Genomic DNA, 15,798 nt, shown 5'->3' with positions numbered 1-15,798 from the left:
GATGTTTTAAACAAAAATAAATCAGCAAAATTGCTGATTTATTTATTAAAAGGGGACATCTCTTATTCTAGAAAGAAGATGTATCTTGGAAAAGACCTACTTTTAAGTCTTTAGCAACGTAGATTTCTTTACCATCAACAAGTACACGACCATCAGCTAAACCCATAACTAGGCGGCGATTCACGACACGTTTCATGTTGATTTCGTAAGTGACTTTCTTAGCTGTTGGAAGGATCTGGCCTGTGAATTTCACTTCGCCAACGCCTAGTGCACGGCCTTTACCTTCACCGCCAACCCAGCCAAGGAAGAAGCCTACTAGCTGCCACATTGCATCTAGACCAAGACAACCAGGCATTACAGGGTCGCCAGGGAAGTGGCAGTCAAAGAACCATAAGTCAGGAGTAATATCTAATTCTGCAATAATCACACCTTTGCCAAATGCACCTTCGCCTTCAGCGTCTGTGATTTTTGAAATACGGTCCATCATTAACATGTTTGGTGCAGGAAGTTGTGGGCGACCAGGGCCAAAAAGTTCACCTTGGCTTGATGCTAGAAGGTCTTCACGAGTATATGAGTTACGTTTGTTTTGCATTATATAATCACTCCAGAAATAGTCTGTGTATCTTAGAGAACAGGTGTAAGCTAAACAAGTCCGATCAGTGAATACCAAGTAAACTTTTGATCTTATTCACTATGCCGCAAGGTGCAGACTCATGTTTATCAAAGTGTTCGATTCTCTCAGAGATTTTTTTCAATATTGTTTCTTCTTCATCACCACGGAAGGCTTTACCAAAGATGATAGGTAATGCTTCATCAACAGATTCAACTGACCATAGGTGGAATTCTTCATTTTTAATGGCTTCAACAACATCATGATGCAAAGATAAGTGTTTTAAGTTAGTTTTAGGTAAAACAACACCTTGATTGCCTGTTAATCCTCGATGGTTACATATTTGGAAGAAACCTTCGATTTTTTCATTTAAACCACCGACTGCTTGTACACGACCAAATTGGTCCACTGCACCAGTAACCGCAATTTGTTGATTAATCGGGTACTCTGATAAAGCACTTACAAGAGAACAGAGTTCAGCTAGAGAGGCGCTATCGCCGTCAACTTCTGAGTACGATTGTTCAAATACAATAGAGGCCGCAAATGGTAGGGGCTCATCTAAGTTTAAAGCACTGCCTAGAAATGCCTGCATGATCATCATGCCTTTCGCGTGTAAGTTGCCACCAAGCTCGGCTTTACGCTCAACATCAGCAATATCGCCATCACCAAAGTGAATAACACATGAAATACGAGCGGGTTCACCATAAACAACAGGATGTCCAGGCACTTCAATAACCGTTAAGCCATTCACTTGTCCGACACGTTCACCTTGGGTCTCAATGATAACTTGACCTTCCAATATATCGGCTAAAGCTCTTTGAGGAAGATACTCTTGGCGATAAGTCCGAGCGGCTAAAGCTTTTTCCATATCTGATTGAGAAATAGCTTGCCCATTGGAAACTAAAGCCGCTTCCGATAATAGTGTTCTATGCCAGATGGGACAGAGAGGCATTCTTTCTTGATCTTCGGTTTCCCGAGCACCTTGAGTTAATAAAAACGTCCAGGCGTGTGTATCTAAAAGCTGAGGAAGTCGGTATTCATTAATAATGCCGTTAATATACTGAATGTATGATTCAATCGTATCTGCAGAAATTTGAAAATCTAACTCAACTTCAGCAAATAGGCATAAGTGGCTTCTCATATCCGCATCGAATAAGTCTAAATCACCTAACTGCATTCTATCGCCAATAACAACCAACTTTACATCATATTTCTTGAGTGGCGCATTTTCGATAACTTGTTTTGAGTCGGAAGACATGCCAGAACAAGCATTACCTAAAACAGCTGCTTTTAATTTCGGCCAAGCACGTGGGTTAGCTAATATTAAATTTGATGAAATAATGAGATAGCCGCCATTAGCTTTATCAAGCAATCCTTCAGAGGAATGAATAATTTGGCCATTTTCAACTTGGTATTGGCCAAATAATTCTTCAAGTTCAATACTTTCACTAGTGATAATAGGGGTACGGTCAATTTCACCCGTATTCATTAGCATTGAATAAGCATGATGAATTTCTTGGCGATAAATGAAATTATCCGGAGCATTCACTAATAGAAAACGCGGAAAGTTAACCATTTGTGCAAAATGCAGAATAGAAGATTTGAGTCTAGGCTGAAGATCCAAAAAGGATAAGTGACTACTAGAGTCGTTTTGCGTAAGGATATCTTCATATTGTGAAAAGTTGGGTGTTACAGATTGCCAAGACTCTTTGATCATTATAAAAAATTCAATATATGGTTAGAAGGAAAGAAGTATATAGAAAAATAACTTAACCTTATATACCCAAGTGACTTCAAGATGCAGAATTCAGAGCTATTATCCAAACTTTTAGGCAAGGAAGATTGGCGAAGGAATGTAAACACCTTCTCAATTTGCTACCTAAAGCTTGTTTTATTCTTGCTGAAACTCGCATCTTGAAGTTACTTGGGTATACCTGTTTATGCAGTTGAAATAGAGCGCTTAATCAATGGATTTGAGAGGCTGATATCATAAAGTAAAAATAGGTTGGACTATTATTCTAGATTGAGGAAAAACAGTTGAGAATGTGATGGTTTTTAGTTACGCTGTCACTGTGAATCATCTATAGGGAAGATTAATGAAATATCAACAGCTTGAAAACCTTGAATGCGGTTGGAAATGGCAATATTTAATTCGAAAATGGAAAGATGGGGAATCGATCACTCGCTATCAAGATTCGAGTGAGTCTCACGCTGCCATCATGGGGCTTCAAAAGCTAGAACATCAGCCAACACAAGTATTAAGTTGGATTGATGAGCATATGAATCCAGAGCTCGATAATAAGCTAAAGCAAGCCATTCGCGCGAAGCGTAAACGTCATTTTAACGCCGAACACACCCATACCAAGAAAAAATCGATTGATTTAGACTATGCGGTTTGGGAAAAACTGTCGGATAGGGCGCAAGAATTAGGTTGTACATTATCAGAAGCGATTGAATATCTGGTGAGTGAGGCGTCTCGAAGTGAGAAAGCTAGTAAGAAAGTGCATAGTATCAAAGCCGATCTTAGTAAATTACTCGACTTTTAACCTATAAATCATCATCTGCTAAGTCAAATTTTTGTGATAGTAAGTGATCGAGATTAAGTTTCTTATTCTCAGTCCTAGATATTGTCGATTAAATTGCTAGATTGTATACAGTGATGTTCACATTTATCTTCCCATTTTGAGGTGCTGTATGAAAAAGCTCGCTATTTTATCATTATGTTTATTCGCCACATCTTCCCATTTTGCTTTTGCAGGAGATCCTGAAGCTGGTAAAGCGAAAGTCGCAATGTGTGCTTCATGCCACGGTGCCGATGGCGTTGCAGTAATCAAAACGTATCCAAATCTTAAAGGTCAAAACGCTGCTTATCTTGAAAAAGCGATTAAAGCTTTTAAAAGTGGTGAACGAAAAGATCCAGTAATGTCTCCAATGGCGACTGCAATTAATGATGCTGATATCGCTGATATCGCTGCATATTACGAAAGCCTTAAATGAATTTAAGCAGAATCATTATTGATTAGTATGATTGTCGCATCTAACGCTAAAGATGCGGCAGATTTTCAAATGGCCCTAACGGAAACATAATCTTAAATTCTCAGACGGTGTAGTGATCAAGAAAAGAAGTTGAATATGATTATTCACTAGAAGAAGATCTGGAACATTTAAATGTTTATCCTAAGTACAGGCTAAGTTGCCAAGTAGTCGCAAATCCAAATAAAATCATTTAAGAAAACATTTTCGTATTTCACCCAGATAATTTTTGGGCTGAAATTGGTTAACGTTAATTTAGGATAAATAAAGCTGTAATCGCTCTTTAACAAACCAAATATAAGTGCGCATTATGTATCTTATGTTAAATAAAGTGTTCAATTTCTTAATAATCAGTTTGTTATGCCCTGTGATTGCTTTGAATTATAAAACATCCCAAACTACCTCTATTTTTTAAACAGTATAAAGACGATGTTTTGTCTTTTCCGGTAGCTCAACTTAATTCATTCGCTTAGATAAGCTAAATTGCTCTCCGTCCTTACCTAAACAAAGTTCTGAGCTAAAGTGATCTGGATTTTGCATTGCCCAGCATTCTAATTGATGACTGATGTGGATGAGTCGAGTTAGCTTTGGTTTGATTCCTGTGACTATCTCGACAACATCGGTTAGATTATTATGGTTTCTATTTGGATGATTGAATTCCGGTGAATGATTACAATCGATAAGCAAAACATCGACGCAGTTTTCCTCTAGCCATGCTTGAGTTTCTTTTGGTAAACCAACAGTATCCGTTAAATAAGCTAAGTGTTTTGTGCTTTCAGTGTCTAAATCTTGGTAACTAAAGTAATAGCCAAAGCAGATTTTAGAATGTTGCATTGGCAAAGGCGTTATTGTAATTCCTTGCCACTTAAATGATTCAAATGCAGCTAATGGCGGTTGAAAGTCTAATAAGCCTGAATGTTTGAATAAGTCATCACACCCTTGCTCATCAGGTGGACCATCGACTGGAATGCTCTCCCCGACTCCCCAGCGTAAATCAAATAATCCATGAACATGATCCATGTGGTAATGCGTGAGTAAAATCCTATCAATAGAGCCACTTGGAAAGCGCTGTAAAAGCTCATCACAATTAGCATCAAGTAAGAGTTTCTTACCATTACACTCAATTAAAGCAGACGTTTTTTGTCGACGATATTGCGAATTTATCATTGCACGCTGACAAGCCTGACAATCACAACCATATACTGGAAGCATACTAGTGTTGCCCGTACCTAATAAGGTTAGTTTCATTCTTTTACATCCATTAATTGATCATTACTGCTAGTTGAAGAGCATGATTGAATAGATAGTAGTCGTTGTTGATAATAGTGATTAAAAGGCTCAATTGCTTTATCTAAACAGCCACTATTATCGAGCGATAATGCACCTTTTATTGATTGTAAATTCAATTGATTAGAACGAATTAAACGTTGCTCAATCTCCTTAAGGTTTTCTCTTCCTCGGGCAATTAGTCGATTTTTGAGTATGCTACTTTCAACAGTTATCACCACAGGAATTAAGGCATTGCCATAACGTTTTTTAGCTTGCTCTAAATAGGCTCTTGAACCGTTAACCATGACATCGACGCCTTTATCTAACCACACGTCAATTTCACAACCAATACCATAATAATGCCCATTAGCTTGCCAATCTAAAGCGAAAAATTGGTTGTCTTTACGCTGTAAAAATTCATGTGACGACAGTGCCACATGATTTTCGCTTCCTGCATCTGCAAAACGTGTTATATAGCGATGAGCAATCATTATGTGTTTTGGCCAATGCTCACGAATTCGACTTATTACGCTATCTTTGCCAGAACCAGATGGTCCAATTACGTAGAATAAACAAGCATTTGACGTGGAATAAGGATAACTAGCTTCCATTAGAATACCTTTATCCCTTCACGCCAAACACCATCGATATAGGCTTGACCGTGTTTATACTGTGCTAGCAATAAGTCAGCTCGTTTTCCTTCTTCAATCTCGCCACGGTCAAACAGTTGCAGAGATTGAGCAGGATTAAAGGTTGCAAGTTTAACCGCATCAGAAAGCGTTAATGAGTTACGAGAATCATTGGTTAAATTAAATACGGCATCGAGCAAACTGACCGGGTAATAATCAGAGGAAAGGATATCTAACGCTCCAATACTTGCCAGTTCATGTGCGGCAATATTGCCTGAGTGTGAACCTCCACGGATAACATTTGGCGCCCCCATTAATACGTGCAAACCAAGATCTCTTGAGGCTTTGGCCGCTTCCAATGTGGTAGGAAATTCTGCTATCACCATACCGAGATCTTTTGATTCTGTAACATGAGCTAATGTTGCATCGTCGTGGCTGGCCATCGGAATATTACGTTCACGGCATTGCCCACAAATTTCTTCACGATTTGGCGCAGACCACCGTTCGGAATACGCTCGTTGCATGGCTTCAAACTCGGCCATTTCGGCATCGTTGTAACCGTATTTACCTTGGTAATAGGTGCGATATTTCTCTATATTGACGAATTGGCGTTGCCCCGGTGCATGATCCATCAAAGACACCAGTTGTACTCCTGGAGTATTAATATAACGCTCAAAAATACCAACCGTGGTTTCATGTGGTACTTCACAACGTAAATGAAGACGATGATCAACGCGATTAGTACCATTTTTCTGGCTTTGTACTACGGTATCAATCTGACTATCGAGAATTTCATGGCGAAGCTCACCGCGGTGGTCACCTAAGGAAAGTGCATTTAATACTGTAGTGATCCCTGCGCCAATAAGTTGAGTATCATGGGCTTTCATGGCTGATAATGGTGGCCAGTCTACTTTGGGCCTAGGGGCAAAATACTTCTCAAGATTATCTGTATGTAGTTCAATTAGCCCTGGCATTAAAAATCCATTATTGCCATCCATCGCTTGTGGTAATTGGCTTGAAGTATTTGACATACTGCGAATCTCACCATCTACGACTTCAACTGAGCCTTTAACGACTTCATCTTTCAGTACTAAATTTACATTGGTAATGATCATTTTATTCGGTCCTTAAACTGGCGTAGTTGTTGTCGCACTGACTTGACGAGTATGAGAGATAGTTTGAGTGTTCATGTGATATAAGCGATCTGCGACTTGATTACGGTTTATTTCATCATGGAAGATTCCTACAACCGCCGCGCCGCGTTGCTTGGCCTCTTGAATCAACTCCACTACTACTGCACTATTTTTTGCATCTAGTGAAGCGGTCGGCTCATCGAGCAATAAAATTGGATAATCCCAAATAAAGCCACGTGCAATATTTACTCGTTGTTGTTCTCCGCCTGAAAATGTAGCGGGTGCTAAATGCCATAAATGTTCACCAACATTCAAACGATGTAATAAAGTTTTGGCTTTTTGCTCAGCTTCAATACGATCACCCCCCATTTCAATCATGGGTTGCATGACGACTTCAAGTGCACTAATGCGCGGAATAACTCGTAAAAACTGACTGACCCAACCAATGGTATGGCGACGAATATTAAGTATTTGGCGTGGGGAAGCTTGAACTATATCGATCCATTTTTCGTTATGACGAACTTCAATCGAACCACTATCGACCAGATAATTAGCATACAAAACGCGGAGTAATGTCGATTTACCTGAACCTGAGTGACCGTGTAACACAACACACTCCCCCTGCACTACATTAAGATTCGCGTGATTTAATACTGGTAAACGAATCCCACTCTGGTTATGCAACACAAAGGTTTTGCTGACGTTATTGACCTTGAGCATGATTGTATTTTGATCTTTCATGTGTCGTTACCCCTGTAATACTGAAGATACTAATAATTGGGTATATGGATGCTGTGGGTCATCTAGCACTTGGTCGGTTAAGCCGCTTTCTACCACTTTACTTTGTTTCATCACCATTAAGCGGTGTGCCAACAAACGAGCTACGGCTAAATCGTGAGTGACAATTACTACCGCCAGATCCAGTTCATTTACCAAGCGACGTAATAGATCTAATAACTTTGCTTGAACAGAAACATCTAGCCCACCAGTCGGTTCATCCATAAAAATCAATTTCGGATGAGTGACTAAGTTGCGAGCAATTTGTAATCGTTGCTGCATACCACCAGAAAAAGTGGTTGGCATACCATCAATACGATCCGCTGGAATTTCAACATCCTGCAACCATTGCATTGCTTTGTCTCGAATGTCTCCATAATGACGCTCACCGACTGCCATTAATCGCTCACCAATATTGCCACCGGCCGAAACACGTGCACGTAAACCGTCCATTGGATGTTGATGTACTACCCCCCATTCGGTACGCAGTAGATGACGACGTTGACTTTCTGCCATTTGATATAAGTTTTCGAGTTGTTCTACACTGTCTTCACTACCGGGTTGTAGGTACAGCACCTCACCATTATCTGGTGTTAAACGACCTGATAGTGATTGTAATAAAGTACTTTTTCCTGAGCCTGACTCGCCAACAATGCCCAGAACTTCTCCGGGATAAAGCTCGAAAGACACATCACTAAACCCTTTGCCAGGTGCGTATAATTTACTGAGTTTATGCACTTGTAATAACGCGCTTTCAGAACTTGGTGCGCTGCTTTTTGATAAATCTTGTGGCTGAGTTGAAGTTAACATCGCGCTTGCTCTCCATTTTGACGGCAGTAATCGGTATCAGAACAAACAAAGGTACTTTCCCCTTGGTCATTAATAATGATTTCATCTAAGAAGGTATCGGTAGCGCCGCAAATACTGCATGGCTCATCCCACTGCTGAATCTCAAATGGATGATCATCAAAATCTAAGCTCTGCACTTTGGTAAAAGGAGGAACGGCATAAATGCGCTTTTCACGGCCAGCGCCAAATAATTGCAGCGCAGGCATGTTGTCCATTTTTGGGTTATCAAATTTAGGAATCGGTGAAGGGTCCATAATGTAACGGTCATTGACTTTCACCGGATAAGCATAGGAAGTCGCAATATGACCAAACCGAGCAATATCTTCATACAGCTTCACCTGCATCACGCCATATTCTTGTAATGCATGCATTTTTCGAGTCTCGGTTTCCCTTGGTTCAATAAAACGCAGCGGCTCAGGAATCGGCACTTGATAGACTAAGATCTGTCCGGTTTGTAGTGGTGTTTCAGGGATACGGTGACGAGTTTGAATGATGCTTGCTTCAACCGTTTTCTCTGTGGTGTTGGCATCGGCAATATTTTCAAAGAATGAGCGTATCGACACCGCATTGGTCGTATCATCAGCGCCTTGATCAATGACTTTTAAAATATCGGTTTGACCAATGATAGTAGCAGTGATTTGTACTCCACCGGTTCCCCAACCATAGGGCATCGGCATTTCTCGACCAGCAAAAGGTACTTGGTAACCAGGAATAGCGACCGCTTTTAGCAATGCACGACGGATCATTCGCTTAGTTTGCTCATCTAAGTAGCCATAGTTATAACCGGAGTTTGAGACTGGCGAACTGATTTGACTAGACATTGTTTTTGTCCCCTTGCTGGTACTTAGATTCAAATTCTTTATGCATTTCACGTAATAGTGCCAATTCCGATTGAAAGTCGACGTAGTGCGGCAGTTTTAAGTGCGATACAAAACCAGATGCTTCTACATTATCAGCATGTGCTAATACAAATTCTTCATCTTGGGCTGGTCCATCAACTGCTTCACCGTATTCTGGTGCTTGTAAGGCTCGATCCATTAGAGCTACTGACATGGCTTTACGCTCGGTGAACCCCATTGTTAAGCCGTAACCTCGGGTTAATTTCGCCTTGTCTTGTTTATTACCAACAAAGCCATTAATCATTTGACACTCGGTTAATTCAATATCACCAATTTCAATACTAAAACCGAGCTCTTCTGGGCAAACTGACAGCGTGACCTCACCACTACGGATTTCACCAGCAAAGGGATGGTTGCGGCCATAGCCACGTTGAGTCGAATAACTGAGCGATAATAGAAAACCTTCATCGCCCCGTACTAGGTTTTGCAAACGTGCCGAACGATCACTTGGATAATTGACCGGCTGCATCGTGATATCTTCAGGTTGTTGCTGGTTATCGACTTCTGTGACCATCAAGTCAGCATGCTCTAGCATGGATAGTACTTGTGGGCTCTCCTCTGTTTCCGATTTCGCTTGCTGTGAATCGTTACCACTATCTTGTTGTGCTTGCGGATCTACCCCTTCGGCCAGTAGTGAGAAGTCAAGTAATCTATGGGTGTAATCGTAAGTTGGTCCAAGTACTTGCCCGCCGGGAATGTCTTTATAAGCGGCGGAAATTCGACGTTCGATACGCATTTGGGTGGTATCTATCGGCTGACAGACAATCACACGTGATAGCGTTGTTCGGTAGGCGCGTAATAGAAATATCGCTTCGATTAAATCTCCAGCGGCTTGTTTAATGGCGAGTGCGGCAAGATCTTTATCGTAAATGCCGCCTTCATTGATCACTCGATCGACCGAACCAGATAATTGTTCACGAATTTGCGCCACTGATAATTCATTAATCGAGGTATCACCACGGCGTTTTTGCGCTTGTAATTGATGGGCAGCTTTAATCGCTTTTTCGCCCCCTTTCACCGCTACATACATGGCATCACCTCTACAGTCGTTGAGCGAGGCAGTGCCACCACTTGCTCGCCACTCACCAAGATAAAATCAAGCCCTAGTGGGAATTTGTGCGTTTTTCGCTGCGACAACATGACGCTGATGGCTGTCGAGGATAAAGATTGCACGACTACCCTAGCCTCACGTTCGATTCCAGGCCCTGAAAGACGTAAAACGACTGGAGACTCAGTATCAGATTCAGATAACGAGCAAGGTACAGTCGATAACCCGACGACCTCTACGATCACGGTAGTGCTGCGGTCTGGGTATTCTTCACATCCGACATAAAATGAGGTTTGTGACCAATCAAAGTTAGCTATATCGTGCTGACTAATCACAGCAAAATTTGGCTTCTGCTGAATACCCGATAACGATTCCGCATCCTTTTGACTTGATAAAATTGCACAACCGAGGTGAAAATTTAGGTTTTCTCTGATGGCTATATCATTGGCAAATGCATTGGATAACCATACCGGCGTGCTGTTATCGGCCAACGCGAGTAAAATTTGCGTAGAAGCAGGCATCATACTGCCAAATCCTTGTGCTAAATTAAGTTCAACCAAAGTGCCAGGTTGTGACATTGCGGTGAGTAACTGTCTAAAACAATATTGACTGTCGTGTATGGTGTCGCCAAAACCAGCGGCTATTACGCTCATGTGGACTCCTAATTAATAAATTTGTGTATTCCGTTATTTGATTTTCAGCTTGAAGTTAATCGTCACGAGCCTAGTCTTCACTTCTAACTAGTCTTCACCTCTCACTAGAGTAAAGAAATCCACCTTGCTGCTCGCTACTTGCTGCTGACGTAGTTGATGCTTTTTCGCCCGAGTAGTTTGTAATGGTTGAATAACGCTCATCATTAATTCTGGCTGGTAAGTTTCTGATTGCATCAAGCCATCAATCACTGCAGCAAGCTCTGCATGAGGTTTATTTCGACCAGATATATAGCTATAACCAAGATCGCCATTTTCTAGCTTGATTACGCAACGAGTCACAGTGACATCGGCAACATTAAAGCGATTTCCGGTTCCGCCCATACGAGCTTGGACTTGAGCTAAACCGATTTCTGGAGATCGGATAAATTGATAACTAGGCGTAAAAGATTGAGCTTGCCATAGCGCAGTTAATTGTTCGAAATCTGCTGTCGCCAGTGCAGACATCCATTGCTGACGTTGGCTTTGGTTTTGGGCGGTTAATTCATCAGTTTTCATTTAATGGTCCACAACAAGTTCCATCAGATCAGAACGAGTACTTGAGCAGGAGTATTCCGCTATAGTGTCTGTTCCGCTGATCACATTAAGGGTTTTCACCGTGAGTAACGGCAACGAAGGAGTAATTTGTAATAGTCGACAAGTTTGATTATTGGGTGGATTAGCACTGATTCGTGTCTTATTGCGGGTTAGGTTCACCCCCAAATGTTCACGTAAAAATTGGTGTAAAGAGCCTGATTTGAAGTTTTGCAATACTGGCCACCAGTTTAAGTTGGCAAGGTATTGCTCAATCATTGCCATTGGTTTGCCATCAACTTTACGTAATGTTCGAATGTGAATAATGCGACTATCGAGTTCAACATTGAGTTGCTGTGCTAAATCCGAATTGGCATTGATCAATTGTGCTTTAAGCACTTCACTACGAGGATGGGATCCTTGATCAATTAAATTACTGGTAAAAGCGGCATTGGCATGTAATGGGTAACTTACTGGTTGAGTCAGTACTAAACAGCCTTTTCCTTGTTGACGACGCACTTTTCCAAGCATTATTAATTCATCAACCGCTCGGCGAACCGTGTGTCGATTCACCTCAAAGCGCTCTGCCAACATTTTTTCCGAGGGAAGATAATCTCCGCCAGAATATTGGTTAGTGATCTCTTTTTCTAACGTATGAGCAATATCTAAATACACCGACATGTTATTTCAGCTCCCTAATCACTTATCTAGACAAGTAAGAAAGATGCGCTTCTTACTTGTTGCTGAAACTCATACTGATGGCTGAATGTGACAGTTAGATGGCTATTTTGTGTCTTAAAAGTTGCGGTAGGTAACTTGTAGAGCAGTGTAATTAATTGATTTTCTAGCTTTAAAGAGTAACAACTCAATAATAGTTAAGGGGTTGTCTAGACCTGTGTGTCATATAAGGTTCATGGAGATTATTGGTTACGCACATGAGCTTAGGTGAAGAAGGTGCGGAATTTCGCTTCACGCTAGTTAGGTTAGCGTAAGATATTCTAGATAATTCGCACCTTGAAGTGATTTGGGTATAAAAAAGCCAGCACCTATTTGGTAACTGGCTTTCAATCTTTATGGTTGAATTAAACGGTGGTCTACGGTTTACAATCCATTGTAATACTGCTGATTAGTAGACTCTGGCACCATATCGAATAGCACTTTACTCGCTTGTTCTTCTCCGCTTAATACCGCTTCAAATTGCTTAATTAATTCAACTTTTCCTGGTAATTGTTTGCCACCAGCACCGATCTCGGTTAAATCAATCATAAAGCCATCAAACAAGTCACTTAGATCATCGATAATGTCGGTGTTCAAGAATTGATCTTGGTTGTAGATACTCGGGTATCCGCCCTTTTGCTTATCAATAGAAAACGAAACACCTTTTAAGTTTTTAATGCTGGTTTTCTTATCACATGACAACATACAACCATTGTCGATACGCGGTTTTTCACAACCGACACTTTGCTGGAAGAAGCACTGACGACTCGCCATCAACAAAATCGGATGATAGATGCTGTACATCATTTTAAAGTTCTTTGGTCTAACAATGTGGCGGATCTGCTGTTTGCTTATCTCATTAGAAATAAATGCACCACTACAGTTAAAGTTTTGTTGTAGCGATTGCAACACATAAGAGTTAGTGGTGTTAAGCATTGGTCCTGCAATCCATTTAATCCCTAATTGTTCTGCGTGATAAGCAATACCCGTATTATTGGTCACGATCCATTCTGGCTTCACTTCTTGCAAAATATTCAGAGCAACATCGAAGTCTTTACCGATTAATACTGGTGGGAACCACGGAATTAATCGTGGATTCTCTTGGAAGAATGTCACGAACTTTGTGCAACCGCGCTTGTAGGCATCCGGTAGTTTAAAGTAGATGTCGGCATCGGTCTCATCCACCAGTGTGGCATCTTCTTCATCACAAATGAGTATAGATAGTTCTGGTTTTTGACCAGCCGGTTTCGCATGGCGTTCAAGCTTAGGTAGAGTCACTTCTGCTACTGGTTTAATACCATCATTTAAGTAAGTGAGTAACTCATTTTTAAGCGTGGTAATTTCACGATATGGAATGCTTAATCCATCGGCTACTTGCTCTACATCGAACTCAACGAGTTCATAGTTAGCGTTATTTATATTTTTGAAGCGTTTTTCAATAGCTTCTTTATCAACACTCAATTTCTCGCTTTCAGTCATTAGACTGTTTGAAGTGAAGACTGCTGTATTTGTTGACACAGAGCTATTAGGAAGAGCACTCGCATTTTGCTCTGTTGTGACGGTTAGCGTTAAAGGTTGTTCTTTTTGGCTAATGAAATGCAGTTTAAGTTTTATTTTATCGATACTAACTTGCGCGATTTTTTCATCGACCGTGGCATTAATTTGCTGTTTTTCTTCATGCAATTGCTTTTTAGCATCAAAGATCTGCACGACTGAAATAATTTCATTTTTGTCGGCTTTAAATTTATCGATAGCATGATTTTTTGAGTTATCACGAGGGTTATCGATAAACATCGATTGGTTTAAATCACCGCGTAGGAAGGCATTGGTAAAATCTCGGTTAAATACTTTGTATAAGCGCTCACCATCTTGAGTGAGTTCACCCGTTTCTATGTAGCCATCGATTTGTTTACGGAAGCTGTCGATAACGGTATGAACATAGCTAGCACCTTTAATACGCCCTTCTACTTTCAATGAATGAACGCCTGCATCAATTAACGCAGGTAGATCAAAGAAAGCGGAATTGTCTTTGATATTCAGTGGGAAATTATTACCAGACTCAGTTGTTTCATACTCTTCACGGCAGGCCTGGCTACAACGGCCGCGATTACCTGAGTTCCCTGCTGTAGCAGATGTTGAATAGCATAAACCAGAGAATGCGACACATAATGAACCATGTACAAATACTTCAACGAGTACATCATGCTCATTAGATACTTTGGTAAGCGCTGTGATTTCACGTAGGTTCATTTCACGTGATAAATTGACACGGCTGACCCCAAGTTTTTTTAGAAACGGTATTTGACCTACATTGTGAGTAGTCAGCTGAGTAGATGCATGGATATCGAGCGTTGGGAAGTATTCACGTAATACGTACAATAAACCTAAATCTTGTACAATAACGCCATCTAGAGTGGTATTGACGAGACGGTTAAGCAACTTAATAACGGTTTTAAACTCGCTTTCTAATATGACAATATTTAGAGTGAGGAATATTTTACAATCATACTGATGAGCCAGTCGAATCGCACCTACGAGTTGATCAAAGGATATATTAGACGCACGGTTACGAGCATTAAAGGTATCTAGGCCACAGTAAACGGCGTCAGCACCTGCAATAATGGCGGCTTTAATGGCATCTATATCACCACCTGGGGCTAATAATTCAATCTTTGGATTCATCACTCGGAGTCTCGTATAACTTTAAAGGCGGCATGATACCTTGATCTGTAGTTGATGAGTATCATTGAAGGTAATTAATCTATTATCTCGAATAAAATTTAACCATCAAAGTTCAACAGGGCCTAGGTACTTTTACAGATAAATAATTAATTTGAACCATAAGCGTAGAGGAAAACATTATGAATACAAACTTAAGTGGACCGTTACCTATCCTCTATTCTCTTAGAAACTGTCCATATGCCATGCGAGCAAGAATGGCAATATATCGCTCACAGATACCTGTATTACTACGTGATATTGTATTACGCGATAAGCCGCTAGAAATGTTAGCGGTCTCACCGAAAGGTACTGTTCCTGTTGTTGTCACAAGTCGTGGGACAGTCATTGAAGAAAGTGCGGAAGTGATGCTATGGGCGTTAAGTGAAAATGATCCAGATGATTTATTGTTGAGCAAAGAGCCTGAGATGTTAGGTTCAATGCGCAGCCTTATTCACCAGTTTGATACCGAGTTTAAACCTTGCTTGGAAGCCTATCGTGCGGCAAAGCGTTATCACGAACCTAACTTAGTTGAATGCCGGCAAGCGTGTGAGCAATATCTCTGTGAATTAGAGAGCCGTTTAACTCAACATTCTTTTTTAATGGCCAACCAAGAAAGCCTTGCCGATTTAGCGTTGTTGCCCTTTATTCGGCAATTTGCCAGAGTAGAAAGACAATGGTATCTACAGTCGCCCTATCCAAAGTTACGAGAATGGTTAAATCAGTATTTACAGAGCAAAATGTTTAGTAAGGTCATGACAAAGCATGAATTATGGCTAAACAATCGTAGTGATATTCTGATGGAATCTAAAGCCGGTTAAATTGGAAAGCAAAATAGACCTCTCTCCAATTTATAAGTAGCCATGCAAACACTCTTATCCAAAGCGGAGGTT

At 40.7% G+C, this 15,798-nt stretch carries 16 protein-coding genes; 3 read left to right on the top strand and 13 right to left on the bottom strand.

The features are described from left to right. Window positions 1-67: 67 nt before the first annotated feature. The gene (gene fabA, locus QQJ93_RS07970; protein WP_089122981.1) at window positions 68-592 is read right to left on the bottom strand and encodes a bifunctional 3-hydroxydecanoyl-ACP dehydratase/trans-2-decenoyl-ACP isomerase; all 525 of its coding nucleotides are present in this window, start codon (window positions 590-592) and stop codon (window positions 68-70) included. A 64-nt stretch (window positions 593-656) separates the two neighbouring features. Further along, window positions 657-2,327 carry a S16 family serine protease gene (locus QQJ93_RS07965; protein WP_089122980.1) on the bottom strand — a complete coding sequence of 557 codons (1,671 nt, stop codon included), beginning with the start codon at window positions 2,325-2,327 and terminating at the stop codon, window positions 657-659. A 379-nt stretch (window positions 2,328-2,706) separates the two neighbouring features. Here QQJ93_RS07965 and matP point away from each other — a divergent pair, with 379 nt between their 5' ends. Together matP and QQJ93_RS07955 are read left to right on the top strand one after the other, a co-directional pair. Then, complete coding sequence (gene matP, locus QQJ93_RS07960; protein WP_089122979.1) at window positions 2,707-3,156, top strand: macrodomain Ter protein MatP; 450 nt, start codon at window positions 2,707-2,709, stop codon at window positions 3,154-3,156. 148 nt (window positions 3,157-3,304) lie between these two features. After that, window positions 3,305-3,607 (top strand): c-type cytochrome, encoded by a 303-nt coding sequence (locus QQJ93_RS07955; RefSeq protein WP_089122978.1) that lies wholly within the window; start codon window positions 3,305-3,307, stop codon window positions 3,605-3,607. Between the two features lie 492 nt (window positions 3,608-4,099). Here the strand turns inward: QQJ93_RS07955 and phnP are convergent, their stop codons facing one another. The 11 genes from phnP to QQJ93_RS07900 all read right to left on the bottom strand — a co-directional run bounded on the left by phnP (window position 4,100) and on the right by QQJ93_RS07900 (window position 14,869). Further along, window positions 4,100-4,891 carry a phosphonate metabolism protein PhnP gene (gene phnP / locus QQJ93_RS07950; protein WP_089122977.1) on the bottom strand — a complete coding sequence of 264 codons (792 nt, stop codon included), beginning with the start codon at window positions 4,889-4,891 and terminating at the stop codon, window positions 4,100-4,102. After that, entirely contained in the window at window positions 4,888-5,523 is a 636-nt protein-coding gene (gene phnN, locus QQJ93_RS07945; protein WP_089122976.1) for a ribose 1,5-bisphosphokinase, read from the bottom strand. The genes phnP and phnN overlap by 4 nt, the downstream gene beginning before the upstream one ends. Then, window positions 5,523-6,656, bottom strand: a complete 1,134-nt coding sequence (gene phnM / locus QQJ93_RS07940) for an alpha-D-ribose 1-methylphosphonate 5-triphosphate diphosphatase (RefSeq protein WP_089122975.1) — start codon at window positions 6,654-6,656, stop codon at window positions 5,523-5,525. Before phnM ends, phnN begins: the two co-directional genes overlap by 1 nt. 12 nt (window positions 6,657-6,668) lie before the next feature. After that, the gene (gene phnL / locus QQJ93_RS07935; RefSeq protein WP_284186066.1) at window positions 6,669-7,415 is read right to left on the bottom strand and encodes a phosphonate C-P lyase system protein PhnL; all 747 of its coding nucleotides are present in this window, start codon (window positions 7,413-7,415) and stop codon (window positions 6,669-6,671) included. 6 nt (window positions 7,416-7,421) lie between these two features. Beyond that, entirely contained in the window at window positions 7,422-8,261 is an 840-nt protein-coding gene (phnK, locus tag QQJ93_RS07930; protein ID WP_089122974.1) for a phosphonate C-P lyase system protein PhnK, read from the bottom strand. Next, window positions 8,255-9,121: an alpha-D-ribose 1-methylphosphonate 5-phosphate C-P-lyase PhnJ gene (locus tag QQJ93_RS07925; RefSeq protein WP_089122973.1), complete on the bottom strand. Its 867-nt coding sequence runs from the start codon at window positions 9,119-9,121 to the stop codon at window positions 8,255-8,257. Before QQJ93_RS07925 ends, phnK begins: the two co-directional genes overlap by 7 nt. Then, window positions 9,114-10,229 (bottom strand): carbon-phosphorus lyase complex subunit, encoded by a 1,116-nt coding sequence (locus tag QQJ93_RS07920; RefSeq protein WP_089122972.1) that lies wholly within the window; start codon window positions 10,227-10,229, stop codon window positions 9,114-9,116. Before QQJ93_RS07920 ends, QQJ93_RS07925 begins: the two co-directional genes overlap by 8 nt. Next, window positions 10,220-10,900: a phosphonate C-P lyase system protein PhnH gene (gene phnH, locus QQJ93_RS07915; protein ID WP_089122971.1), complete on the bottom strand. Its 681-nt coding sequence runs from the start codon at window positions 10,898-10,900 to the stop codon at window positions 10,220-10,222. The genes QQJ93_RS07920 and phnH overlap by 10 nt, the downstream gene beginning before the upstream one ends. Before the next feature lie 87 nt (window positions 10,901-10,987). Beyond that, window positions 10,988-11,455 (bottom strand): phosphonate C-P lyase system protein PhnG, encoded by a 468-nt coding sequence (gene phnG / locus QQJ93_RS07910; protein ID WP_089122970.1) that lies wholly within the window; start codon window positions 11,453-11,455, stop codon window positions 10,988-10,990. Continuing rightward, on the bottom strand, window positions 11,456-12,151 hold the full coding sequence (gene phnF, locus QQJ93_RS07905; protein ID WP_089122969.1) for a phosphonate metabolism transcriptional regulator PhnF: 696 nt from the start codon (window positions 12,149-12,151) through the stop codon (window positions 11,456-11,458). 420 nt (window positions 12,152-12,571) lie between these two features. After that, entirely contained in the window at window positions 12,572-14,869 is a 2,298-nt protein-coding gene (locus QQJ93_RS07900) for a peptidase U32 family protein (protein WP_089123588.1), read from the bottom strand. A 179-nt stretch (window positions 14,870-15,048) separates the two neighbouring features. On the opposite strand from QQJ93_RS07900, the gene QQJ93_RS07895 reads away from it, so the two are divergent. Beyond that, window positions 15,049-15,726 (top strand): glutathione S-transferase, encoded by a 678-nt coding sequence (locus QQJ93_RS07895; RefSeq protein WP_089122968.1) that lies wholly within the window; start codon window positions 15,049-15,051, stop codon window positions 15,724-15,726. Window positions 15,727-15,798: the final 72 nt, after the last annotated feature.

Source organism: Vibrio algivorus, from assembly GCF_030161215.1.
Taxonomy (GTDB): domain Bacteria; phylum Pseudomonadota; class Gammaproteobacteria; order Enterobacterales; family Vibrionaceae; genus Vibrio; species Vibrio algivorus.
This window is presented reverse-complemented; position numbering and strand designations above follow the sequence as displayed.

What these genes read in the sequence shown, in the direction of transcription:
- phnH (WP_089122971.1), bottom strand. Translation starts at nt 10,900, where the DNA reads ATGAGCGTAATAGCCGCTGGTTTTGGCGACACCATACACGACAGTCAA.
- QQJ93_RS07925 (WP_089122973.1), bottom strand. Translation starts at nt 9,121, where the DNA reads ATGTCTAGTCAAATCAGTTCGCCAGTCTCAAACTCCGGTTATAACTAT.
- phnK (WP_089122974.1), bottom strand. Translation starts at nt 8,261, where the DNA reads ATGTTAACTTCAACTCAGCCACAAGATTTATCAAAAAGCAGCGCACCA.
- phnL (WP_284186066.1), bottom strand. Translation starts at nt 7,415, where the DNA reads ATGAAAGATCAAAATACAATCATGCTCAAGGTCAATAACGTCAGCAAA.
- QQJ93_RS07920 (WP_089122972.1), bottom strand. Translation starts at nt 10,229, where the DNA reads ATGTATGTAGCGGTGAAAGGGGGCGAAAAAGCGATTAAAGCTGCCCAT.
- phnF (WP_089122969.1), bottom strand. Translation starts at nt 12,151, where the DNA reads ATGTCGGTGTATTTAGATATTGCTCATACGTTAGAAAAAGAGATCACT.
- phnG (WP_089122970.1), bottom strand. Translation starts at nt 11,455, where the DNA reads ATGAAAACTGATGAATTAACCGCCCAAAACCAAAGCCAACGTCAGCAA.
- QQJ93_RS07900 (WP_089123588.1), bottom strand. Translation starts at nt 14,869, where the DNA reads ATGAATCCAAAGATTGAATTATTAGCCCCAGGTGGTGATATAGATGCC.
- QQJ93_RS07895 (WP_089122968.1), top strand. Translation starts at nt 15,049, where the DNA reads ATGAATACAAACTTAAGTGGACCGTTACCTATCCTCTATTCTCTTAGA.
- phnM (WP_089122975.1), bottom strand. Translation starts at nt 6,656, where the DNA reads ATGATCATTACCAATGTAAATTTAGTACTGAAAGATGAAGTCGTTAAA.
- QQJ93_RS07965 (WP_089122980.1), bottom strand. Translation starts at nt 2,327, where the DNA reads ATGATCAAAGAGTCTTGGCAATCTGTAACACCCAACTTTTCACAATAT.
- fabA (WP_089122981.1), bottom strand. Translation starts at nt 592, where the DNA reads ATGCAAAACAAACGTAACTCATATACTCGTGAAGACCTTCTAGCATCA.
- matP (WP_089122979.1), top strand. Translation starts at nt 2,707, where the DNA reads ATGAAATATCAACAGCTTGAAAACCTTGAATGCGGTTGGAAATGGCAA.
- phnP (WP_089122977.1), bottom strand. Translation starts at nt 4,891, where the DNA reads ATGAAACTAACCTTATTAGGTACGGGCAACACTAGTATGCTTCCAGTA.
- phnN (WP_089122976.1), bottom strand. Translation starts at nt 5,523, where the DNA reads ATGGAAGCTAGTTATCCTTATTCCACGTCAAATGCTTGTTTATTCTAC.
- QQJ93_RS07955 (WP_089122978.1), top strand. Translation starts at nt 3,305, where the DNA reads ATGAAAAAGCTCGCTATTTTATCATTATGTTTATTCGCCACATCTTCC.